Source organism: Caballeronia sp. ATUFL_F1_KS39 (assembly GCF_023630985.1).
GTDB classification, from domain to species: domain Bacteria; phylum Pseudomonadota; class Gammaproteobacteria; order Burkholderiales; family Burkholderiaceae; genus Caballeronia; species Caballeronia zhejiangensis.
Genome location: NZ_JALQDZ010000041.1, coordinates 138,967 through 159,711 on the forward strand (window position 1 = coordinate 138,967; position 20,745 = coordinate 159,711).

At 63.4% G+C, this 20,745-nt stretch carries 23 protein-coding genes; 6 read left to right on the forward strand and 17 right to left on the reverse strand.

Going from position 1 to position 20,745, the window contains the following annotated elements:
• Positions 1-31: 31 nt before the first annotated feature.
• From NCR93_RS21805 to NCR93_RS21840, 8 genes are all read right to left on the reverse strand, one after another.
• On the reverse strand, positions 32-802 hold the full coding sequence (locus tag NCR93_RS21805) for a pyrroline-5-carboxylate reductase (protein WP_175981013.1): 771 nt from the start codon (positions 800-802) through the stop codon (positions 32-34).
• A 17-nt stretch (positions 803-819) separates the two neighbouring features.
• Positions 820-2,313, reverse strand: coding sequence for an aldehyde dehydrogenase (locus NCR93_RS21810; RefSeq protein WP_175981015.1), 1,494 nt, complete (start codon positions 2,311-2,313; stop codon positions 820-822).
• A 17-nt stretch (positions 2,314-2,330) separates the two neighbouring features.
• Entirely contained in the window at positions 2,331-3,662 is a 1,332-nt protein-coding gene (locus NCR93_RS21815; protein ID WP_175981017.1) for an NAD(P)/FAD-dependent oxidoreductase, read from the reverse strand.
• 12 nt (positions 3,663-3,674) lie between these two features.
• On the reverse strand, positions 3,675-4,562 hold the full coding sequence (locus tag NCR93_RS21820) for a dihydrodipicolinate synthase family protein (RefSeq protein WP_175981019.1): 888 nt from the start codon (positions 4,560-4,562) through the stop codon (positions 3,675-3,677).
• 85 nt (positions 4,563-4,647) lie between these two features.
• Complete coding sequence (locus tag NCR93_RS21825) at positions 4,648-5,529, reverse strand: glycine betaine ABC transporter substrate-binding protein (protein WP_008348248.1); 882 nt, start codon at positions 5,527-5,529, stop codon at positions 4,648-4,650.
• A 55-nt stretch (positions 5,530-5,584) separates the two neighbouring features.
• Positions 5,585-6,472, reverse strand: coding sequence for an ABC transporter permease (locus NCR93_RS21830; protein ID WP_175981021.1), 888 nt, complete (start codon positions 6,470-6,472; stop codon positions 5,585-5,587).
• On the reverse strand, positions 6,469-7,755 hold the full coding sequence (locus NCR93_RS21835; RefSeq protein WP_008348251.1) for a quaternary amine ABC transporter ATP-binding protein: 1,287 nt from the start codon (positions 7,753-7,755) through the stop codon (positions 6,469-6,471). The genes NCR93_RS21830 and NCR93_RS21835 overlap by 4 nt, the downstream gene beginning before the upstream one ends.
• 419 nt (positions 7,756-8,174) lie before the next feature.
• The gene (locus NCR93_RS21840) at positions 8,175-9,401 is read right to left on the reverse strand and encodes an NRAMP family divalent metal transporter (protein WP_241814100.1); all 1,227 of its coding nucleotides are present in this window, start codon (positions 9,399-9,401) and stop codon (positions 8,175-8,177) included.
• Positions 9,402-9,634: 233 nt separating this feature from the next.
• Between NCR93_RS21840 and NCR93_RS21845 the strand changes: the two genes are divergently transcribed.
• Together NCR93_RS21845 and NCR93_RS21850 are read left to right on the forward strand one after the other, a co-directional pair.
• A complete protein-coding gene (locus NCR93_RS21845; protein ID WP_008348254.1) occupies positions 9,635-9,838 on the forward strand; it encodes a cold-shock protein in 204 nt (67 codons plus the stop codon).
• A 194-nt stretch (positions 9,839-10,032) separates the two neighbouring features.
• Positions 10,033-10,251, forward strand: a complete 219-nt coding sequence (locus tag NCR93_RS21850) for a hypothetical protein (RefSeq protein ID WP_008348256.1) — start codon at positions 10,033-10,035, stop codon at positions 10,249-10,251.
• A gap of 91 nt (positions 10,252-10,342) precedes the next feature.
• Here the strand turns inward: NCR93_RS21850 and NCR93_RS21855 are convergent, their stop codons facing one another.
• The 4 genes from NCR93_RS21855 to NCR93_RS21870 all read right to left on the reverse strand — a co-directional run bounded on the left by NCR93_RS21855 (position 10,343) and on the right by NCR93_RS21870 (position 12,069).
• Positions 10,343-10,759, reverse strand: a complete 417-nt coding sequence (locus NCR93_RS21855; protein WP_008348258.1) for an organic hydroperoxide resistance protein — start codon at positions 10,757-10,759, stop codon at positions 10,343-10,345.
• Between the two features lie 36 nt (positions 10,760-10,795).
• Entirely contained in the window at positions 10,796-11,068 is a 273-nt protein-coding gene (locus NCR93_RS21860) for a hypothetical protein (RefSeq protein WP_008348260.1), read from the reverse strand.
• Between the two features lie 35 nt (positions 11,069-11,103).
• Entirely contained in the window at positions 11,104-11,322 is a 219-nt protein-coding gene (locus tag NCR93_RS21865) for a DUF4148 domain-containing protein (RefSeq protein WP_008348262.1), read from the reverse strand.
• Between the two features lie 207 nt (positions 11,323-11,529).
• The gene (locus NCR93_RS21870; RefSeq protein ID WP_175981023.1) at positions 11,530-12,069 is read right to left on the reverse strand and encodes a thioredoxin family protein; all 540 of its coding nucleotides are present in this window, start codon (positions 12,067-12,069) and stop codon (positions 11,530-11,532) included.
• A 250-nt stretch (positions 12,070-12,319) separates the two neighbouring features.
• Between NCR93_RS21870 and NCR93_RS21875 the strand changes: the two genes are divergently transcribed.
• From NCR93_RS21875 to NCR93_RS21890, 4 genes are all read left to right on the forward strand, one after another.
• Positions 12,320-12,463 carry a hypothetical protein gene (locus tag NCR93_RS21875; RefSeq protein WP_167561844.1) on the forward strand — a complete coding sequence of 48 codons (144 nt, stop codon included), beginning with the start codon at positions 12,320-12,322 and terminating at the stop codon, positions 12,461-12,463.
• A complete protein-coding gene (locus NCR93_RS21880) occupies positions 12,450-13,193 on the forward strand; it encodes a response regulator (RefSeq protein WP_008348266.1) in 744 nt (247 codons plus the stop codon). Before NCR93_RS21875 ends, NCR93_RS21880 begins: the two co-directional genes overlap by 14 nt.
• Positions 13,190-14,521, forward strand: coding sequence for an ATP-binding protein (locus tag NCR93_RS21885; protein ID WP_175981026.1), 1,332 nt, complete (start codon positions 13,190-13,192; stop codon positions 14,519-14,521). Before NCR93_RS21880 ends, NCR93_RS21885 begins: the two co-directional genes overlap by 4 nt.
• Before the next feature lie 147 nt (positions 14,522-14,668).
• On the forward strand, positions 14,669-16,663 hold the full coding sequence (locus NCR93_RS21890) for a glycoside hydrolase family 28 protein (protein ID WP_175981028.1): 1,995 nt from the start codon (positions 14,669-14,671) through the stop codon (positions 16,661-16,663).
• Here the strand turns inward: NCR93_RS21890 and NCR93_RS21895 are convergent.
• The 5 genes from NCR93_RS21895 to NCR93_RS21915 are packed head-to-tail and all read right to left on the reverse strand — an operon-like array spanning position 16,647 to position 20,639.
• Positions 16,647-17,417: a glycosyltransferase family 2 protein gene (locus tag NCR93_RS21895; RefSeq protein WP_175981030.1), complete on the reverse strand. Its 771-nt coding sequence runs from the start codon at positions 17,415-17,417 to the stop codon at positions 16,647-16,649. The two genes, NCR93_RS21890 and NCR93_RS21895, sit on opposite strands and share 17 nt — an antisense overlap.
• 58 nt (positions 17,418-17,475) lie before the next feature.
• Positions 17,476-18,285, reverse strand: coding sequence for a lysophospholipid acyltransferase family protein (locus NCR93_RS21900; protein ID WP_008348272.1), 810 nt, complete (start codon positions 18,283-18,285; stop codon positions 17,476-17,478).
• A gap of 22 nt (positions 18,286-18,307) precedes the next feature.
• Positions 18,308-19,636 carry an NAD(P)/FAD-dependent oxidoreductase gene (locus NCR93_RS21905; RefSeq protein ID WP_175981031.1) on the reverse strand — a complete coding sequence of 443 codons (1,329 nt, stop codon included), beginning with the start codon at positions 19,634-19,636 and terminating at the stop codon, positions 18,308-18,310.
• A gap of 21 nt (positions 19,637-19,657) precedes the next feature.
• Positions 19,658-20,374, reverse strand: a complete 717-nt coding sequence (fabG, locus tag NCR93_RS21910) for a 3-oxoacyl-ACP reductase FabG (protein ID WP_175981033.1) — start codon at positions 20,372-20,374, stop codon at positions 19,658-19,660.
• A gap of 4 nt (positions 20,375-20,378) precedes the next feature.
• Positions 20,379-20,639 carry a phosphopantetheine-binding protein gene (locus NCR93_RS21915; RefSeq protein ID WP_008348277.1) on the reverse strand — a complete coding sequence of 87 codons (261 nt, stop codon included), beginning with the start codon at positions 20,637-20,639 and terminating at the stop codon, positions 20,379-20,381.
• Between the last annotated feature and the right edge of the window lie 106 nt (positions 20,640-20,745).

Genomic DNA, 20,745 nt, shown 5'->3' on the forward strand with positions numbered 1-20,745 from the left:
AGGGCTCGCGATCAGCGCTTGTTCTTCGTGTTCACTCGCGCCCTTGCACGCGGCGCATGATCGCGTCGAGCGCCTTCGAGTAGTGCGCGTAGGTGCCCCGCTCCGACAGTTCGCGATTGAGCTGCTCGTTGAGGCCGCCTGGCGTGCTGACACGCCCGATCATCGACGAGAAGGGTTGCGTATCGAGCGTCGTTTCATGAGCGAGGCCCACATGATAGCCCGACAAAAACGAACGCGCGGACGCATACGGCACGCCTTGCCGCGCGAGCCACGACGCCTGCTCTTCGAGCACCGCGAAAAACGCCGCCATCGTCGCGGTGGCGGCCGATAACGCATTGAACTGGTGTTCGTCGTCCACTTCGACCGCTTCGCCGAGCGGCGCGAAGAGCGCGCGTGCGATGTCATCGCGCGGACAGAGCGCCGTGCTGCCCTTGCCCGCCGCAACAGCGGGTAGCGGTATCGCGCGCACGACCTTGGCGGCGCGGCGCACGAGGGCGCGCATCTCATCGAGCGACTTGGCCGCGATGAAGCTGATGACGTGATGCCGCGCATCGAACGTGAGTTCGCCCAGCACGTCTGCCGCGATTTGCGGCAAGACCGCGAGACACACGACATCCGATGCATCGAGCACGCCCTGATTGCTGGCGCAAACCTCGATGCGCGCGTCGAGTTTCGCAAGACGCGCGGCGGTCTGCGCGTTGCGCGGAGACAGCGCGACCCGCTCGAAGGGAACATCGAAACGAATCATGCCGGTCACGACCGCCTCCGTGATCGTGCCCGTGCCGATAAAGCCAATACGCATGTTGCCTCGTCCGATAATCAGTCGAGCTTCAGCCAGGTCGTCTTCAGCTCGCAATATTGGTCGTGCGCGTAGATCGACTTGTCGCGTCCGCCGAAACCGGACTGCTTGAAGCCGCCGAACGGCGTCGACAGATCGCCCTCGCCGAAGCAGTTGACGGTCACGGTGCCCGCACGGATGCGCGCCGCCACTTTGTGCGCCTGGTTCACGTTGTCGGTCCACAGCGAAGCCGCGAGTCCGTAGCACGTATCGTTTGCGATCCGCACGGCCTCGTCGACGTCAGCATATTCGATAAAGCACACGACCGGGCCGAAGACCTCGTCGCGCGCGATGCTCATGTCCGGCGTGACGTTATCGAAGATGGTCGGCTCGACGAACCAGCCGCCCGTTTCCGCGAGCGTCGCGTTGCCGCCGCAAGCGACGCGCGCGCCTTCTGCCTTCGCCTTTTCGATGTGGCCGAGCACCTTGCGGTAATGCGCTTCCTCGATGAGCGAGCCGAGCTTGACATCGGGATCGAGCGGATCGCCCGTCTTCCAGCCTTCGAGCACGGCCTGCATCTTTTGCAGCAGTTCGGCCTTGTGGCTCGAATGCACCAGAATGCGCGATCCCGCGCTGCAGTTCTCGCCCATGTTCCAGAACGCGGCGGCGACGGCCTGCTCCGCGACGGCATCGAGATTGGCGACATCGGGCAACACGACTTGCGGATTCTTGCCGCCGCATTCGAGCACGACGCGCTTCATGTTCGTTTCGGCGGAATAGCGCAGGAAGCGCTTGCCCGTTTCAGTGGAACCCGTGAACGCGATGAGATCGACATCGGCGTGCGTGCCGAGCGCCTGCCCTGCGCTTTCGCCGAAGCCCGTCACGACGCTGAACACGCCGGGCGGGACGCCGGCTTCGAGCGCGAGATCGGCAATACGCAGCGTCGATAGCGACGTCTGCTCCGCGGGCTTCACGATGACGCTATTGCCCACGGACAGCGCCGGCCCGATCTTCCACGCGAGCATCAGCGCGGGGAAATTCCACGGCAGCACCGCACCGACGACGCCAATCGGCTCGCGCGTGATCATGCTCACGACGCTCGACCCCGATGGCGACAGCGCGTCGTAACGCTTGTCCGTGACCTCGGCATGCCAGCGAACGCACGCCGCCGATTCCGGAATGTCGAGACCCATGCATTCGCTGATCGGCTTCCCCGCTTCGAGCGCTTCGAGCAGCGCGAGTTCTTCGGCGTTGTCGTCGATGAGTTGCGCGAGACGCTGCAAGACGGCCTTTCTCTGCGATGGCCCGGCCTTCGACCACACGCCCGATTCGAACGCCTCGCGCGCCGCGACGACCGCGCGATCGACGTCCTTCGCTTCGCACCTGGCGATCTGCGCGAGCACCTTGCCCGTCGACGGATTCAACGTATCGAACGTTTCATTCGATGCCGCGTTGCAGCGTGCGCCCGCGATGAACGCGCGGCCATCGAGCGACAGATGTTCGGCCTGACGTTTCCATTCCTGATGCGTCGTCATGTCATGTCCTCAAAGATTCAAAGCTCGGCGCCCGCCGAGAATTCCTTCATCCAGATTGCCGCCGATACCGCCACGTCCGCGATCGGCCGCATCGGCAGAGAACGCGGATGCGGTTGTTTCAGCAGTTGATCGATCAGCTCGTTCGAGCGCCCGAGCACATGTTCGGCGATGAGCTTGCCCGCCGCCGATCCGCGGCTCAAACCAAGTCCGTTGCAGCCGACTGCTTCGTACACGCCGTCGTCGCGCTGGCCGAAGAGCGCGCCATTGTTCGCCGAGAGGCACAACGCGCCGCCCCACGTGTATTGCAGCTCGACATCCTCGAGCATCGGAAAACGTCGATCGAACGAACGTCGATGCAGATGCTTCGCCTTCGTCAGATCATGTTCCGAGACCGACAGATTCGGCCGGAACGCGAAATGGTTGCGTACGCAAATACGGTTGGTCGCGAGACGTCGCACGGTCGTACCCATCGGGTCCGCGGGAATGAGCGCCCATGAATCCGTTCCGCCGAGCCGCGCGATTTCATCGTCGGTCATCACGCGCGACATCGACGCGAACGTGTAGACCGGCAGCAAGCCATTCGGATGGCCGCCGAACGTCGCCGCATACGCGTTGGTGCAGAGCACGACGCGCTTCGCTTCGATGCTGCCGTTCGCGAACGTCAGCAGCTTCGTCTGGCCGCGCGCTTCGATGTTCTTCACCGCGCTCAGTTCGAAGACCGTCACGTTCGACGGCTGCGTGGCCGCGAGACCGCGCATGAGTGCCGCCGGCTGAACCGTGCTGCATCCCGGCGTGAAGAGCGCGCTTTGATAGAAGCGCGTACCCGTCACCTTCGCGATCGCGGCTTCGTCGAGCCATTCGCACGGCTCATCGATACGCGCGAGTCCGTCCGCGAAATGCGTCAGCGCCGTGTGGCCTTTCTTGTTGACCGACGCGTGATACTTGCCATCATCGCGCCAGTCGCAATCGATGCCGTGCCGCTTCACCGTATCGCGCACATAGCCGATGCCGTGCCGTTGCAAGCGCACGTCCGCCTTGTCTGCCTCGACACTGCGCGAATAGCTTTCGCTGCTGATGTCGTGCGGCAGATCGACGAAGAAGCCGGAATTGCGGCCCGCCGTCGAGCGCCCGATGCGATCGGCCTCGACGAGCGCGATCGATGCATCCGGCGCAAGCTCGGCGAGCCGCCGCGCCGCGCACAAACCGGTGATGCCGCCGCCCACCACTACGTAGTCGAAGCGCAGCTCGCCCGTCACGCAGTTCGCGGGCGCGGCGGGCGGCAGGCTTTCCCACCATCCGTTGACGCCATCAGGTGCGGGAAGCCGCATGAAATCCAGTTTCGAGGCCATTCACGTATCGCGTTACTGAGCGTTGCGCAGCAAGGGTTGAACGAGCCTCGCGAAGGCGCTGCGTTCTTTGTCGTTCAACGTGCCGAGCGGCGCACGCGCGATGCCGACTTTCGTGCCCGCGAGCTCGCAGCCATAGCGCACGTACTGGATGAACTTGCCGCTGCGCTCCAGCAATTCGAGCACCGGAAGCAACTGCGTCATCAGCTTGCGGCCGGTGCCGAAATCCCCGCGTTTAACGCATGCTTCGAGCAAATCCGTATGCGCTTCCGGCAGAAAGTTCGACGCGCCCGCGACCCAGCTACGCGCGCCCCATGCGAAGAATTCGAGCGCCTGATCGTCCATGCCGCAACTGAGAACGAAGCGCTCCGGCAGTTGCGTCGCCAGATGATGCAGATGCGCGATGTCGCCCGTGCTCTCTTTCATCGCGGCGAAGTTCGGGCGTTGCAGCAGCTTGTCGAGCACTTCATCGCCGATGGCCGTGCCGGTGCGCGCCGGAAAGTTGTAGAGCATGATCGGCATGTCGAGCGCGTCGTCGACCTTCAGCAAGTGATCGAGCAGCTCGTCTTGCGTCGGCTGCACGTAGTAAGGCGCCGCGACCAGCAATGCGTCGTAGCCCGCGCGCTTCGCTTCGTTACCGAGACGCACGACTTCCTTCGTCGTCGTCGCGTTGATGCCGGCGGTGAGATAGGTCTTGCCGCCGACCGCCGACGCTACCGTCTCGAGCGTCTTCACACGCTCTTCGAAACTGAGCGCATAGTATTCGCCGGTCGTGCCGCCGACGCCCATGCCCGTAACGCGGCCAACGAGACTCTGAGCATGCTTGCCGAGCATGTCGTGATCGATTTCGCCGTCGGCCTTGAACGGGGTGACGAGCGGTGTATGTACGCCTTCGAAGCTCATGTTTGTCTCTCTGATGGATGGATCGTGCGAAGTCATGCGCGGCGCACGTCGAACGTGCGCTTTGCAAGCGTCCTGCAGTACGCCTTCACTGTGTCAGCCACGCCTTGACCTTGTCCGGATGCGCGTCGACAAATTTCTTCGCGGCCGTCGCGTAGTCGTTGGTCGAATTGCCTTCGAATTCGATCGATTCCACGTCCGCGAGCGTCAGCTTGAAATGCTTGAAGAACACGTCTGCGCGGGGGAACTTGCCCGCGAACTGCTTCGAGGCGAATGCATGGACCTGCTCTTCGCCGCCGAGCGTGCCCTTCGGGTCCTTCAGATAGCGCATCTGCCACTTCTGGAACAACCAGTGCGGGCTCCAAACGGTCGCGACGATCCATTGCTTCGATCCGTATGCGCGCTGGATTGCCGCGAGCATGCCGGCCTCGCTCGCCGATTGCAGCTTGTAGCCCGACAGGTCATACGCCTTGATGGTTTTCTCCGACGCCTGCATGAGACCGCCACCCGGCTCGATGCCCTGGATCACGCCGTTGAGCTGCTTCTGCACTTCAGGCTTCTTCAGATCCTCGATCGAAGAAACCTGCGACTCGGGCACATACGCGGGCACCGCCCAGCCGTTCTTGCCGCCCGTATAGATGATGCCGACGTCGTCGAGCGTGTCCTTGTAGCGCGCGACATACTGACCGTGCGTCACCGGCAGCCAGCCGCCGACCATGATGTCGAGATCGCCGCGCGATACGCCCTGATACTGGATGCCGATATCCGCCTGAACGAATTGCACCGGCTGCTGAAGCTTCGTCTCCAGCACGTACTTCGCGACATTGGCGACCGCGAGCACGTCGGCCCAGTTCGTGACCGCCACTTTGATCGGCTCGGCGGACATCGCCGGGCTCGCGCCGACCCCGAACGCCACAATGGCCGGCGTCACTATCTTGACGATCAAGGATTTGATCAGGTTGTTTTTCATTACGGACTCCGTATCTTTCATAGCATTGTGGTTGAGTAATCGATGCTCGTATCGCTCAGGTCTGCGCGTTCGCTTGCGCCGCGGCGGGCTTCGCCGGCGTGGAGATGACCTTCTTCTTTTTCTTCGCTTTCACGCCGAAGCTTTCCGTCAGGCGATCGAGAATGATCGCAAGCAGCACCACGCCGAGACCGCCCTCGAAACCGATGCCGATATCGAGCCGCTGAATGCCGCTCAGCACGTACTCGCCAAGGCCGCCCGCGCCGATCATCGAAGCGACCACCACCATCGACAGCGCCATCATGATGGTCTGGTTCACGCCCGCCATGATCGAAGGCAGCGCGTTGGGCAACTGAATTTTCCAGAGCAGTTGCGCATCGGTGCTGCCGAACGAGCGGCCGGCTTCGAGCAATTCCTCGCGCACCTGGCGGATGCCGAGCGTCGTCAATCGAACGACGGGCGGCATCGCGAACACGATCGTGGCGATCACCGCGGGCACGCGGCCGAGGCCGAAGAGAATGACCGCGGGAATGAGATACACGAACGCGGGCATCGTCTGCATGAAGTCGAGCAGCGAACGCAGCACGACTTCGACACGCCTGTTGCGCGCGCCCCAGATGCCGAGCGGCACGCCGATCACGAGACTGAAGAACGTCGCCGCGACAACGAGCGCGAGCGTCGATACCGTCTGCGCCCACAGGCCCATGTAGTTGATGACATAGAGCGCCGCGCCGACGAACACCGCGAACACGACGCCCTTTCTCCACAGCGCGAGCACCATGAGGATCACGAGCATCGCGATGAACGGCACCGCGCCGAGACCGTCTTCGAGGAGCTTGATGACCGCGCCAAGAGCAGCCGAGAAGGCATCGAAGCCGCCGCGAAAGTGCGAGAAAAGGAAGTTGACCGCGTCTTCGGCGAATCGTCCAAAAATCGAGGAATTCATGCTGCTCTCCGCTCCATGACCTGCTTGAGAATCGTGCGGCAGGACACCACGCCCGCGAGCCTGCCTTGTTCATCCGTGACCGGCACGTCGTGCTCCTGTCCCAGTGCAATGGATGCGAGCTGATGCAGATCGGCTGTCAGCGGAACCGCCGCGACATCGCGAAGCAATGCATCGCTGATCGGCCGGTTGCCGCTCTTGTGCAGCGATGCAGGCGTCACGCAACCCTGATAGCGCCCTGCTTCATCGCAGACGTATCCGCACTCCGCGCCGCTGTCGATGAGGCTGTTCAGATAGCGCTCGGAAGGCGCGCTGGTATTGCACGCGATGAGACCGCGCTCGACCTTCGTCATCAGGCTCGATGCTTCGAGGAAGCGCGACACGTCGACGTTGCGGAAGAAATCGCGCACGTAGGCGTCGGCGGGTGACTGGATGAGTTCTGCCGGCGTGCCCACCTGAATCAGACGGCCGTCCTTCATGATGCCGATGCGCCCGCCGATCTTCACCGCTTCCTCGATGTCGTGCGAAATGAAGACGATCGTGCGCCGCTCTTCCTTCTGCAAACGCAACAACTCGTTCTGCATTTCGAAGCGGATGAGCGGATCGAGCGCGGAAAACGCTTCGTCCATCAAGAGCACCGAGGGATTCACCGCCAGGGCGCGCGCGAGACCCACGCGCTGCTGCATGCCGCCCGACAACTCGCTCGGCAGCAGCTTCTCGTAAGAAGCGAGACCGACGCGCGTCAATGCGGCGCGTGCGATGTCATAACGTTCCGATTTTTTCTTGCCCGCGACTTCGAGCCCGTAAGCAATGTTGTCGATGACCGAGCGGTTCGGCAGCAGCGCGAAAGACTGGAACACCATCGCCATTTTTTCGCGGCGCACGGCGCGCAGTTCGGGCGTGCTCATCGGCGCGATGTCGCGGCCTTCGAGAATCACTTGCCCCGAAGTCGGCTCGATCAGGCGATTGAGCAGACGCACGAGCGTCGATTTTCCGGAACCGGAGAGGCCCATGATGACGAAGATCTCGCCCGCGTTGACGGCAAGGCTGACATCGTCGACGGCGACCATATTGCCTGTCTGCGCGAAGATTTCGTTTCGGCCGAGGCCTTGTTTCAAGAGCTCCTGGGCGCGCTCGGGCTTCGCGCCGAAAATCTTCGAAAGGTTCTTGACCGTGAGAATCTCGGTCGTGGATGCCGCGACAGGACGCGCCGGCGATACGGTGCCGGACTGCGCGGAAGCCGTGCTCGTGACTTCGTTCGGTGCGAGCGTCAGGTTGGGAATCATCGGGTCATTCCACCTAGCAGGTTCAAAAAGGAGTTTGTCGCTGCCGGAAACAACCCGGCGTTCTTTGCGTTGAATGAAGCGTACATGGCCAATTTCGATCATCCACCGACATTTTCTGAGCCCTTTTCGATACTTCTGGTAATGCATGTGCCCGTCGCATTCGATGCCTGAAAAAAACGGAACGCAGCGTGAATGCCGTAGAGCCAGCACGGGCGCGGCTTTGCAGGCGACGGGCGCGCGCGTGGCCGCCGTTTGCCGCGAGACCGCTCGAAAGCGACGCTAGGGAATGCCCCTAAGCGACGCCCTTCGCATGACTTTTTCGGATGGTAGGGGCGGAGATTTACGCGAATGCCGTCACTGCACTTCGAGTATGAAGTGGGCGATCACCGCCGCCGCGGTCGCTATCGTGGCGAGCCAACTCAGCGCGCGAAGCGCCCAATGCGCGGCGAGGTCGCCCACGGCTTCGCGCTTCGAACTGAGCAGCACGAGCAGCACGAGGACCGCGTCACGGTCATGCCGTTGACCACCGCGCTCCAGTAGAGCGCGCGCACCGGGTCGACGTGATAGTGCGTGAGGACCACTGCTGCGATAGTGCCGAGCGCGATCGTGGCGACGAGCACATACGCGATCCGCCGGTCTCGCCGTTCGCCGCGTTTCCAGCGGAACGAACTGGCTACGGCCTGAGCCGCCGAGCCCGCGAGCGGCGGCAGCGCCAGCAAGGCCGATCCGAGAAGCGCAAGTGCGAGAACCTGCCGCGCGTAACCGTGCGCGAGCGGCTCGAGTACACGCGACATCGAGACCGTATCGCCGGCGGATGCATGGTCGAGCAGATGGAGCGTCGCGGCCGCGGCGATCATCACGCAGATCGCAATCGCGTTCGAGCACGCCGTTCGCCAGAGCGTGTCGCGACGCACGCCGCGCATCGTCCGCCCCAACGCTTCTCCACGATCGCCGCTCTCTCGTGCGTCGCGGACCTCCTGCTCCGCTTGCGCAAACAGCAAGTAAGGGCTGACGGTCGTGCCGAGCACCGCGATCAGCATCGACATGTAGCCCTCCGTCCACTCGACGCGTGGAATCACCGAGCGGATGGCAACCAGTCGCCACGGCACGTCGACGAGCAGGATCACGCCGACGTACGCGAACATCGCGAGCGTCAGCCACTTGAGGACGCACGCGTATCGCGCATAAGCGACGCTCCATTGCAACACGAGCGAAGCGCATCCCGAAGCAAGCGTGAGCCACAGGAGCGAACCGCCGACGAGCGAACTGAGCGCGATGCCCATGGCGAGAACATCGACCGCGATATTGAACGTGTTGGCGATCACGAAACGCACGACCGCAAAGTAGAAGAACAGCCGCGAATAGTGTTCGCGCATGTTCGTCGTCAGGCCTCGTCGCGTGATGGCGGCGACGCGAGCGGCGATCAATTGAAGCGCGACGGTCGACGGGTACGAGAGCACGCACACCCACAATAGGTCGAATCCGTACCACGCGCCGGCGAGCGTATAGGTGGCGAGGCCGCTCGGATCGTTATCCGATGCAATCGTGACGAGGCCCGGTCCGACGTCCGCCGCCCATGAATGCGCGGGCCGCGCGGCGCCGGACATGCGGACGTCGAGCGCTGTCTTCTTCTGACGAAAACGCATGTGCCAACTCGATGACGAGATGCACACGCGATGCACGAATCGTTCCGCTCGCCTTCGCTTCTAAACGAATAGTTGACCATTTCTCTTGGAATTGGCATAATGGTCGTTGAAGTACAAGAAGTCGATTGCTGCTCATCAATAGTCCGATTTTCCCCGGTATTCGTTGTCCATTCCCCTCCTTGCCGCTTCATCCCGCTCGATCGAGCAACTTATCTATTCATTTCAGGATTTTTATGGACACCGGTACGGTTAAATGGTTTAACGACACCAAGGGTTTTGGCTTCATCAGCCCGGATAATGGCGGCGACGATCTTTTCGCGCACTTCTCGGAAATTCGTTCGGACGGTTTCAAGACGCTGGCCGAAGGCCAGAAGGTCAGCTTCGAAACGAAGCGCGGCCCGAAGGGCATGCAGGCTTCGAACATCAAGCCGCTGTAAATCTGCCGCTGTAGCGCTGTAGATCCGCATCACGCCGGGAACCGCAACGCCGGTTCCCGCGCTCTTGTTGTCCGCCTCCGTTTCCCGCCTTTTCTCTCCCAGGCTCTGACAGCCTTTCGACGATCGCGTTATCAGCGCGCATCGCTCCTGCGCTTTCGGCATCTGGCCGCAAAGCATTTACATCTAAAACTAAAATGACATCACTCAATCACTACCGTGGTTATACGGTGCACGCGTCCGCGCATCGGCTCCGCGACAAGACGTTTTCAGCCAATCTGATGCTCGAGCGTTCGAGCGAACATCCGACGGATGCGCAGTATCGCTTCTACTCGCTCGACTATTTCGCGAAGGAAAGCGAGGCGGTCGAATTCTCGCGCCGATGGGCGCGCGAATGGATCGACACGCGAGGCTGACAGCCGCAACGATTCGGCCCGTGTCGGCCCCGTGCTTTCGATCGATCGATCAAGCACCGGTCGACCGGGCCGCATCGCGTGGATGAACGCGTCAGACCACCGTGATCGTCACATCGATATTGCTCTTCAGCGCCTTCGAGTACGGACACGTTTGATGCGCCATCTGCGCGATCTCTTGCGCCACCGCGCGCTCGATTCCCGGCAGGCTCACGTTCAGGCGCGCACGCAGCAGATACGCATCGCCGTTCATGCCGAGGTCCACTTCCGCATCGACGGCGGTGTCGGCCGGCAGACGCGTCTTCAGCTTCGCCGCGGCCTTGCCCATCGCGCCGATGAAACACGCCGACCAGCCCGCCGCGAGCATCTGCTCGGGATTGGTGCCCGCGCCGGCCGATCCGGGCGGCGAGAGTTTGACGTCCAGACGGCCGTCGGTGCTCTTCGCATGGCCTTCGCGGCCTCCGACGACGCGCGTTTTGCCCGTGTACAGGACGGTGTCGATCTGGGTCATGATGCGTTCCTCTTTGGATTCGAAAAGTTGACTGGCTTAGTGATGCGCGAAGAGCCGGGCGACGTCGTTCGTGGCCACGCCGCGCGCGCCCGATTGCGAAACCGTGTCGCTCATGCCGCCGTATGCCTGCATCGGCGCGGCGGCGCTTTCGCTGGCGATGGTCTGCGCGCTCACGCCGCGCTGCGACGAAGGCGCGCCGGCAAGCGGATCGTAGTGCGGCGCGGGGCCGTAGCCGCTGCTGGCGAAGGCGGAACCGGCGGCGACGGCGCTGACGGCGATGACTGCGGCGGTGACGAATTGCTTGATCATGATTCGAACCTCGTTTGCGTGATTCAGGAAATGGATTAGCTGCCTTGATAGAGACTGCGCAACGCCGCGATCTCGCCATCGCGTTGTGCCTGTGCCAGCTCGGCCTTCACTTCGGCGCGCGTCTTGCCGGCATACGCGTGGTTCGCGACGGCCTGTTGGGACTGCACGTTCAGCGGCACGTTCTTCACGGCGGCGTGAGCAACACCGGTCATGGCGCCGGCGACGAGAGCGAAAGCAACGATCGTGGATTTCATGGTGTTTCTCCTTGAATGCGGATGATTCGGTCGGTTGAGTGAGTTACGGCGATCGGGCATCGCGGGTGTCGGTCTTGCGTGTCACTCGTGAGCCGTCGTTGTGTGTATTTGAAGGCCCGCACGTATCTGGCTTGTGTCGGCGATGCGGGTCTTGTGCAATGTTTTGTATCGCGCACGTTGCAGATACATTGCGATACAGAACCCCGCCTAGCGCTCGGCCAGCAGCTTGCCGATCGCGGCTTCGGTCTGCGCGTAATCGCCTTCGCCGAAATGCGTGTAGGCCACGCGCCCGTGCTTGTCGATCAGATAGAACGCCGGCCAGTACTGATTGCCGTACGCGGCCCACGTCGCGTAGCGGTTGTCCAGCGCGACGGGATACGTGATCCCGTTGCGTTCGATCGCGCGCTTGACGTTGTTCGTATCGCGCTCGAACGGAAACTCGGGCGTATGCACGCCGACGACCACGAGTCCTTTGTCCTTGTACTTCTGATTCCACGATTTCACGGCCGGCAGCGTGTTGAGGCAATTGCCGCACGCGAAAGTCCAGAAATCGACGAGCACGACCTTGCCGCGCAATTGCGCGAGCGAGAGCGGCTCGCTGTTGATCCACTTGTCGATGCCGGCGAAGTCCGGCGCGACGTTGTCGCTCGTGTGAGCGCTTGCGGGTGCGGCGGCCTGCGCGGGCGCGATGGCCGCACACGCGGCGATTCCGGCGCACACGGCGGCGTTTCTGATGGCGTCGAGCATGACGAAGTCCTCTTGAATGCGGTGAATATCGGAGCGGCGTGAGATGGCTGGTGAGATCGCCACATCGCTCCGGCAGGCCGACGTTCGCATCGGCATGACCGCATTGGACTGCGCGCGCGTATCCCGCTTGTGTCGGATAAAGGCGCGCTGCGCAATGTTATGTATCGCACGACATGCGGGATACACTGCGATACAAAACGTCCGCCGAAGCGCGCTATAACGCAGTCATCGCAATCGGCGGGAGCTTCGGATGAAACGCATGCTGGCGGTCTTCGCCTTTCTCATCGGCGGGATCGCGACGGAAATGGCCCATCCGGTTCAGTGTCTGCTGGTCAGCCCGAGCCGGATGCAACTCAAGCGTCAACGACAACGATCCATCGATGGAAACCACTGATCACGTTTTGATCGTCGACGACGATCGCGGCATCCGCGAACTGCTCGCCGAATACCTCGAAAAAAACGGAATGCGTGTATCGCTCGCCGCGAACGGCCGGCAGATGCGCGCCGTGCTGGAGCAGCAAGGCGCGCCGGATCTGATCGTGCTCGATCTGATGCTGCCCGGCGAGGATGGCCTCGTGCTGTGCCGCGAGCTGCGCGCGGGCAAGTTCCGCCATGTGCCGGTGCTGATGCTCACCGCGCGCAACGAGGAAGCCGACCGCATTCTCGGCCTCGAAATGGGCGCCGACGATTACCTTCCCAAGCCCTTCGCCGTGCGCGAATTGCTCGCGCGCATCAAATCCGTATTGCGCCGCACGCGCATGCTGCCGCCGGGCATGGAAGTCACCGAAACCTCGCAGATGCTGGGATTCGGCGACTGGCGTCTCGACACGACCGCGCGCCATCTCCTCGACGCGGAAGGCACGATGGTCGCGCTCTCGGGCGCGGAATACCGTCTGCTGCGCGTGTTTCTCGACAATGCCCAGCGCGTGCTCACGCGCGATCAGTTGCTGAACCTGACGCAAGGCCGCCAGGCCGATGCATTCGACCGCTCCATCGATCTGCTCGTGTCGCGCTTGCGTCAACGGCTGCGCGACACCGCGCGCGAGCCGCGTTACATCAAGACCTTGCGCAGCGAAGGCTACGTCTTCTCCGCCGAAGTCAAACCGGTCGAGTCTTCTCAATGAGCACCGTTTCCTCCAGTTCACCGCTGCACTGGCCGCGCACGCTGTTCGCGCGCCTCGCGCTGATACTCGTCGTCGGGCTCGCGCTCGCCCAGACATTCTCGTTTCTTCTGACCATGCGCGAGCGCGACGAATCGATGACCAACATGATGGTCGGTTACGTCGAGCGCGAGGTCGCGAGCTCGGTCGCGCTGCTCGATCATCTGCCGCCGGAGGAGCGTGCGCAGTGGCTGCCGCGTCTCGCGCGTCGCAGCTACGAGTTCATCCTCGGACCGGGCGATCAGACCGGCGCGAAGCCGGATGCAGAGTTGTCGGAACGCTTCGCGAACTCGATCGGCGCGGGCATCGCCAATCGTTATCCGATGACGGTCAATGCCGTTCCCGGTCCCAGAGAGCGTTTTCAGGTGCATCTGAAGCTGTCGGATGGCTCGCCGCTCACCATCGACATGCGTCCGGTCGCCGGCATGCCGATGTCCGGCTGGCTCCCGCTCGTGCTCACGTTGCAGTTGATCGTGCTCGGCGCGTGCTGCTGGCTCGCGGTGCGCCTCGCAACCGGCCCGCTCAAGCGCCTCGCCAAAGCCGCCGATACGCTCGGCCCGGATCTCAAGGCCGAGCGTCTGCCGGAATCGGGACCGGAGGAAGTCGCGCGCGCCGCCAAAGCGTTCAACGCGATGCAGGACCGCGTTTCGATGTACATGGCCCAACGCATGCAGATCCTCGCGGCGATCACGCACGATTTGCAGACGCCGATCACGCGTATGCGGCTGCGCGTCGACGTGATGGACGACGAATCGACCGGCGCGAAGCTGCAGCAGGATCTGAAGGAGATGGAATCGCTCGTGAAGGAAGGCGTGACCTACGCGCGCACGCTGCACGGCACGAACGAAGCGCCGCGCCGCATCGATGCCGACGCGCTCATCGAAACCATGGTCGACGATTATCTCGATGCAGGACAATCGGTGAGGTTGTCGGGCAACATCGGCGGTGCACTGATGGCGCCGCCGCAGGCCTTGAAGCGCGTTATCGGCAATCTCGTCGATAACGCGATCAAGTATGCCGGCGAGGCGGAAATCGAAGTCTCGACGCGCGACGACGGACGCGCCGTCATCTCCGTGCTCGATCGCGGGCCGGGCATTCCGGAAGAATCGCTGGACGCGGTGTTCGAGCCCTTCGTGCGGCTCGAAGATTCGCGCAACCGGCAAACGGGCGGCACCGGACTGGGGCTCGCGATCGCGCGCCAGCTCACGCTCGCGATGGATGCGTCGCTCACGCTGCATCATCGGGAAGGCGGCGGGCTAGAAGCGCGGCTCGCGCTCAAGAAGACTGCTTGAGACATTTTTTCCGATCCGTCACATACGACGTCTTATATTTCCTTACGCGTTTGCACCGAGTTGACGCGTCTCCTGCGTCTTGGATAACGTTTGCCTTGTACGCAAACTGATACGACATCCGATAAATAAACGATCAGGAGACGATCGATGAAGCACCCACAAAACCGCGCGCGCCGCGCGTTCGTGAAGTTCGCGGGGCTGTCGGCGGGCGCCCCGCTGCTCGGCGCGATGAGCACGTTCGGCGCGCTCGCCGGTTGCGGCGGCCACGACGACTCCGATTCCGCCTCCGGCTCGCCGACGCCGCCCGCCGCGCAAGACCCGATCTGGGGCCCGTCCGGCTCCGCGACGCAGATCGTCAACGCGCTGCAGAGCGTCTCGACGTCGATGTTTCCGAGCCGCCAGTTCCTCGTCACCGATTACGGCGCGAAAACGTGCGCGGTCGTCGCGGCGGCGAATCCATACACCGATCCGGCGAAGTCGCCATTGAGCACCGGCGCGGACCAGACCCACGCGCCCGGCTCCTTCGATTCGCGCCCCGCGTTTCTCGCGGCCATCGCGGCCTGCAACGCGGCGGGCGGCGGACACGTCGTCGTGCCGTCGGGAACGTGGTATTGCGCGGGACCGATCGTGCTGCTGTCGAACGTCGACTTTCATCTGTCCGCGAACTGCACGATCTACTTCAGCCCGAATCCCGCCGACTACGCGAAGGATGGCCCGGTCGATTGCGGCGCGAACGGCAAGCTCTACTACAGCCGCTGGCAGGCGAACGACTGCCTCAACTACGGCCCGCCGGTCTACGCGCGCAATCAGACGAACATCGCGGTGACGGGCGAAGGCGACAGCTCCGTGCTCAACGGCCAGGCGATGACGCCATTCGCCGGCAGCGGCAACACCGCGACGTGCTGGTGGACGTGGAAGGGCAATAGCGGCGTCTACGGCTGCGTGAATTCGTCGACGCCATCGCAGGCATCGGTCAATGCGAACAACGTCGATCTGAAGACCGCCGTGCCCGGCATCGCCGATGCGCTCTACACCAAGCTCACAGATCCGGCCACGCCGTGGCAGCAGGACCAGAACTATCTGCCGGCGCTATCGGAAGCGGGCGTCACCATCGAAAAGCGCATCTTCGGCATCGGCCATTATCTGCGGCCGTGCATGGTGGAATTCATCGGCTGCACGAACGTGCTGATGGAAAGCTATCGCACGAACAACACGCCGTTCTGGCAGCATCATCCGACCGATTGCCGCAACGTCGTGATGCGCAGCGTGACGGTGGACAGCATCGGCCCGAACAATGACGGCTTCGATCCCGACGCCTGCGACACGGTCCTCTGCGAGAACGTGACGTTCAACACCGGCGACGACTGCATTGCGATCAAGTCGGGCAAGGATCTCGACACGCAGTACGGCCCGGCGCAGAACCACGTCATCCAGAACTGCACGATGAACAGCGGCCACGGCGGCATCACGCTCGGCAGCGAAATGGGCGGCGGCGTGCAGAAAATTTACGCGCGCAACCTGCAGATGCTCAACAAGTTCTGGGCGACGAATTCGCTGAACATCGCGATCCGCATCAAGACGAACATGAATCGCGGCGGCTTCGTGAAGGACTTTTACGTCGACAACGTGACGCTGCCCAACGGCGTGAGCCTCACGCCTTCCGGTTACGGCAGCAGTCTGCTCGCGGGCAGCCCGATCAACGCGACGGTGCCGCTCGGCGTGGCGACGGCGACGGCGGCGAATCCATCGGCGGCGCAGGGCGGCATCATCACGTTCGATTGCGACTATCAGCCGTCGAAAGACGCGATCCGCACGCGGCCCGCGCTCGTGCAGAACGTGAACATCTCGAACCTGAAGGCGAGCAACGTGTCGCTGAACGGCGTGAGCGGATCGTGTTTTCAGGCAATCGTCGCGCAAGGCCCGGTCGCGTTCGATTACAACGGCCCCGCGCCGACGCCCGCGATTCCGGCGATCACCGGCGTCACGATCACGGATTGCGATTTCGGCACACCGGTCGCGGCCGGACCCGCAACGGCGACGACGCCCGGCCCGATCTACGCGTACAACGTTCACGACATCGTGCTTGCGAACACGCTGATCGCGGGCGTCGCGATGAACTCGACAGTCAGCGACGCGCGCTGAAACGACGCCACGCAAGCCAGGGCAGGCGCGCGAGGAAGCCGAGGAAAAGCCGCATGTGCATCCATGTCAGCAGCGCGTTGTCGCGGCCGTAGTGGAAGTGCGAGACGCCGCCTTCCTCGGCCGTGAAGTAGCGCACGGGCGCGTCGACGTTGATCGGGCGCACGCCGCGCCAGCACAGGCGCACGACCGCTTCCGGATCGAAGTCGAAGCGGCGCATGAAAGTCTGCGCATGCATGAGCGCGGCGAGCGGCGCGATCGGATAGACGCGAAAGCCGTAGAGCGAATCGCCGATGCCCATCCACAGCGTTTCGAGATTCGCCCAGCCGTTCGAGATGCGCCGTCCCTGCACGCGCAGTTGCGGCGCGCTCGCATCGAATTTCGGGCGGCCGAGGATCATCGCATCGGGCGCCTTCATCGACGTTTCCATGAACGTGCGGATCAGCGCGGCGGGATGTTGTCCGTCCGAGTCCATCGTGAGGACGTGCGTGAAGCCGAGCTTCGCCGCTTCGTCGATGCCCGCGAGAATTGCCGCGCCCTTGCCGCGATTCTGTGGCAGCACGATCACGCGCAGCCCGTCGTCGGCTTCGGCCATTTTGACGAGGCGTTCGGCGCTGCCGTCGGTACTGCCGTCGACGACCACCCACACCGGATTCCACTGCTCGCGCGCCCCGCGCACGGTTTCATCGACTTTCTCGCCGGGGTTGTAGCTCGGAATGAGGACGAAGTGCGTGGACGATGCGCGTGTGGAAGGCATTGCAAAAAAAAGCGGAATGAGTTGCGACGAATTTTAAAGTCTGCCGATGCCGATGCTTTCAGTCGCGGATGCGATGCGCATCGAGTTCGCCCGCATAAAAGCGCTGCAATTCGGCGATGAACGCCTGCAGCGCAGCGTGATCGCGTCCCGGCGGCGCGAAGCGGCGGCCGAGCGTCACGCGATAGGTGATCGGCAGCGCGGGCTTCCTGAAGATCTGCCAGCCCTTGCCGAGAAAACCGGAATCCGTTTCGATAATCAACGTCTGGACCGGCGCCTGCGCGCGCGCCGCGATCAGTGCGATGCCGCCCTTCAGCGGATTCACCGCCGCGCTTTCGGTGCGCGTGCCTTCGGGAAAAAGCAACAGCGGACTGCCACGCTGGAGTTCGGCGACGGCGGCGCGAATCAGCCCGACGGACGTATCGTTGACGATATAACCCGCGAGCAGCGCGCCCGGCCCGAGAAACACGTTGCCGGCGACATCGCCCTTCATGACGCAGCAGGTGTCGGGCACGCGCGACGCGATCAGCAGCGCATCGAGCAGGCACGGATGATTCGGCGCGAGGATCATCGCGGGCTGGCCCGCGAGCGCGTCGAGTCCGGAGAGATCGAAGCGGCATACGCCGAGCGTGCGCAGCAGCACGAAATAGCCGTGCCACACGCGCTGCACGACGGCTCGTCCGACGCGCCGGCCCGCATCGACGCTCAACACGCGGCGCAGAATCCACGCGAACGGAAACCACGCGAGACAGACGAGCGCGAGCACGACGAGCGCGAAATAGAACGCCACGCATTGCCATGCGGATTCGAGCGCGCCGGCAAGCGAACCCTTGCCGTCCGCCGCGCCGAATTTCCGATGAGCGTCACTCATCGCGCCACCCGATCGAGCATCATCAATTGGCCGATAGCTCCGCGCGTTGCGCATCGCGCAGATTGCGGCGGCGCTGACGATACGCGCGCAGCGAATTGCGCCAGTCGAGCGCGGCCGAGATGTAATAGATGCCCTTGAATGCACGCAGCGAATGCCAGATCGGCGTCGAGCCGAAGATATCGCCCGCGAGCAGCGACAGCAGCGCTTCCTTCATGCGCAGCGGATTTCTCGGGCCCATGAAGAGATTGCGCATCGTCGGCGAGGTCATGCGATAGATGAACCACGAGAACTCGCGCGGACCGTGACGCACGTCGCGGTCGAACTTCGCGAGCGCGGCTTGCGCGTTCGCGGGATTCGTCAGCGCGGCGTCGATCGCATCCGCGCCCGCGAACGCGCTCTGCATCGCAAGCATCACGCCGGACGAGAACACCGGATCGATGAACGCGAACGCATCGCCGAGCAAGAGGAAGTTGCGTCCGTGCGTCATGTCGCCGGTGTACGAGTAGTTGCCGGTCGCGTGGACTTCGCTGATCAGTTCGGCATCCTTCAGGCGCGCGGCGAGCGGCTGGCACATCGCGATGGTCTCGCGAAAGAACGTCTCGACCGACGTGCCCTTCGGACGCTGCTTCAGATACGCAGGCCACACGACCGCGCCGACGCTCGTCGCGCCGTCCGCGAGCGGAATGAACCAGAACCAGCCGTGCTCGAACCAGAACACGGTGATGTTGCCTTCGTTTTCGCCTTCGTTGCGGCGCGCGTTGCGGAAATGGCCGTACAGCGCCGACGAGTTGTGCCGTTCGTTGCGGCGCTTCGTCTTGAAGTGATTCGCGAGCAGCGTGTCGCGCCCCGAAGCATCGACGACGAAACGCGCCCGCACGTGCTCGATGCGGCCATCGTCGTGTTCGGCGTCGATCGTCGCGCTCGAACCATCCGGCGCGAACGCGACATCGCGCGCGCGGCAGCCTTCGCTCACCTGCGCGCCGTGCTTCGCGGCGTTGCGCAAGAGGATGTCGTCGAGCTCGGAGCGGCGCACCTGATACGCGCTCGGCATCGACTTGTCCCACGCATCGGCGAAAAGGAAACGCTGCATGCGATTGTCGTGCTGCGGCGATACGAACTCGGCCGCGAGCTTGACCATGCCGATCGCGCGCACTTCATCCGCGATGCCGAGCTTTTCGAACAGCCGCAAGTTCGCCGGCAACAGCGATTCGCCGATATGAAAACGCGGATGCCGCGCCTTCTCCAGCACGCGCACGCGATAGCCGCGGTCCGCGAGCAGGGTCGCGGCGGTCGATCCGGCCGGTCCGCCGCCGATCACGACGACATCCCAGGTTTGCGTCGTTTCACTCATCTGCGTCCCTCGGTGTGCTGTTCAGGCGATCCCGCCGTTGATCGACAGGACCTGCCCGGTGACATAAGCCGCCGCATCCGACACCAGATACGCGACCATGCCCGCGATTTCTTCCGCCGTGCCCGCGCGCTGCGCCGGCACCAGTTGCTTGATGCGCTCGGGCGGAAAGGCGCTGCCGAGCATCGGCGAATCGATGACGCCGGGCGCCACCGCGTTCACGGTGATGCCGCGCGACGCGAGTTCCTGCGCCAGCGCACGCGTCGCGCCGATCAGCCCGGCCTTCGCGGCGGCATAGTTCACCTGCCCGCGATTGCCCATTAAACCCGACAGCGACGACATGTTGACGATGCGTCCCCAGCGCGTGCGGATCATCGGCATCAGAAGCGGCTGCGTGACGTTGAAAAAACCGTCGAGCGTGACGTCGAGCACGCGTTTCCATTGCTCACGCGTCATGCCGGCCATCGGCGCGTCGTCGTGGATGCCCGCGTTGTTCACGAGAATCTGCACCGGGCCGTCCGCGAGAATGCGCGCGAGCGCGGCGTCGGTGGCGTCGGGATCGGTCACGTCGAAACCGATGGCGTGCGCCGTGCCGCCCGCCGCGCGAATGGCTTGCACGCAGCTTTCAGCACGCTCGATGCCGCCGTTCGCGTGAATCCAGACTTCGTGTCCGGCCGCGCCGAGCGACCGGCCGATGGCTTGTCCGATCGCGCCGCTGCCGCCTGTCACGAGCGCGCGCATGGCCTTATCGCGTGCGATGCGCGGCGACGTGCGCCGCGAGCGCGCCGAGGCTCGCGAAAATCTTCTGATTGTCCGGATTGTCCGAGCGCAGTTCGAAGCCGTACTTCTTCGAGATCAGGAGCGCGATCTCCAGAATATCGATGGAATCGAGCCCGAAACCTTCTTCATACAACCGCGTATCGGCCGAGACGGCCTTGGGATCGACGTCCTCGAGATTCAGTTCGGCGACGATCAGCTCGGCGAGCTCTCTTTCCAGTTCATTCATCGTGTGTACAGGCCAGCGCAGGGAGGCGCCAAGGGCGGCTCGGAAAACGTGCGCCCCGCTTATCCGCACGTCGTCGGCTGCCTGTTATCGAGATAATTGCAGTGGC

Coding starts and splice junctions, on each gene's coding strand:
- NCR93_RS21880 (WP_008348266.1), top strand. CDS start 12,450: ATGGAAACCACTGATCACGTTTTGATCGTCGACGACGATCGCGGCATC.
- NCR93_RS21900 (WP_008348272.1), bottom strand. CDS start 18,285: ATGAGTGACGCTCATCGGAAATTCGGCGCGGCGGACGGCAAGGGTTCG.
- NCR93_RS21830 (WP_175981021.1), bottom strand. CDS start 6,472: ATGAATTCCTCGATTTTTGGACGATTCGCCGAAGACGCGGTCAACTTC.
- NCR93_RS21885 (WP_175981026.1), top strand. CDS start 13,190: ATGAGCACCGTTTCCTCCAGTTCACCGCTGCACTGGCCGCGCACGCTG.
- NCR93_RS21865 (WP_008348262.1), bottom strand. CDS start 11,322: ATGAAATCCACGATCGTTGCTTTCGCTCTCGTCGCCGGCGCCATGACC.
- NCR93_RS21855 (WP_008348258.1), bottom strand. CDS start 10,759: ATGACCCAGATCGACACCGTCCTGTACACGGGCAAAACGCGCGTCGTC.
- fabG (WP_175981033.1), bottom strand. CDS start 20,374: ATGCGCGCGCTCGTGACAGGCGGCAGCGGCGCGATCGGACAAGCCATC.
- NCR93_RS21815 (WP_175981017.1), bottom strand. CDS start 3,662: ATGGCCTCGAAACTGGATTTCATGCGGCTTCCCGCACCTGATGGCGTC.
- NCR93_RS21820 (WP_175981019.1), bottom strand. CDS start 4,562: ATGAGCTTCGAAGGCGTACATACACCGCTCGTCACCCCGTTCAAGGCC.
- NCR93_RS21810 (WP_175981015.1), bottom strand. CDS start 2,313: ATGACGACGCATCAGGAATGGAAACGTCAGGCCGAACATCTGTCGCTC.
- NCR93_RS21840 (WP_241814100.1), bottom strand. CDS start 9,401: ATGCGTTTTCGTCAGAAGAAGACAGCGCTCGACGTCCGCATGTCCGGC.
- NCR93_RS21890 (WP_175981028.1), top strand. CDS start 14,669: ATGAAGCACCCACAAAACCGCGCGCGCCGCGCGTTCGTGAAGTTCGCG.
- NCR93_RS21875 (WP_167561844.1), top strand. CDS start 12,320: ATGAAACGCATGCTGGCGGTCTTCGCCTTTCTCATCGGCGGGATCGCG.
- NCR93_RS21845 (WP_008348254.1), top strand. CDS start 9,635: ATGGACACCGGTACGGTTAAATGGTTTAACGACACCAAGGGTTTTGGC.
- NCR93_RS21915 (WP_008348277.1), bottom strand. CDS start 20,639: ATGAATGAACTGGAAAGAGAGCTCGCCGAGCTGATCGTCGCCGAACTG.
- NCR93_RS21870 (WP_175981023.1), bottom strand. CDS start 12,069: ATGCTCGACGCCATCAGAAACGCCGCCGTGTGCGCCGGAATCGCCGCG.
- NCR93_RS21905 (WP_175981031.1), bottom strand. CDS start 19,636: ATGAGTGAAACGACGCAAACCTGGGATGTCGTCGTGATCGGCGGCGGA.
- NCR93_RS21850 (WP_008348256.1), top strand. CDS start 10,033: ATGACATCACTCAATCACTACCGTGGTTATACGGTGCACGCGTCCGCG.
- NCR93_RS21825 (WP_008348248.1), bottom strand. CDS start 5,529: ATGAAAAACAACCTGATCAAATCCTTGATCGTCAAGATAGTGACGCCG.
- NCR93_RS21805 (WP_175981013.1), bottom strand. CDS start 802: ATGCGTATTGGCTTTATCGGCACGGGCACGATCACGGAGGCGGTCGTG.
- NCR93_RS21895 (WP_175981030.1), bottom strand. CDS start 17,417: ATGCCTTCCACACGCGCATCGTCCACGCACTTCGTCCTCATTCCGAGC.
- NCR93_RS21860 (WP_008348260.1), bottom strand. CDS start 11,068: ATGATCAAGCAATTCGTCACCGCCGCAGTCATCGCCGTCAGCGCCGTC.
- NCR93_RS21835 (WP_008348251.1), bottom strand. CDS start 7,755: ATGATTCCCAACCTGACGCTCGCACCGAACGAAGTCACGAGCACGGCT.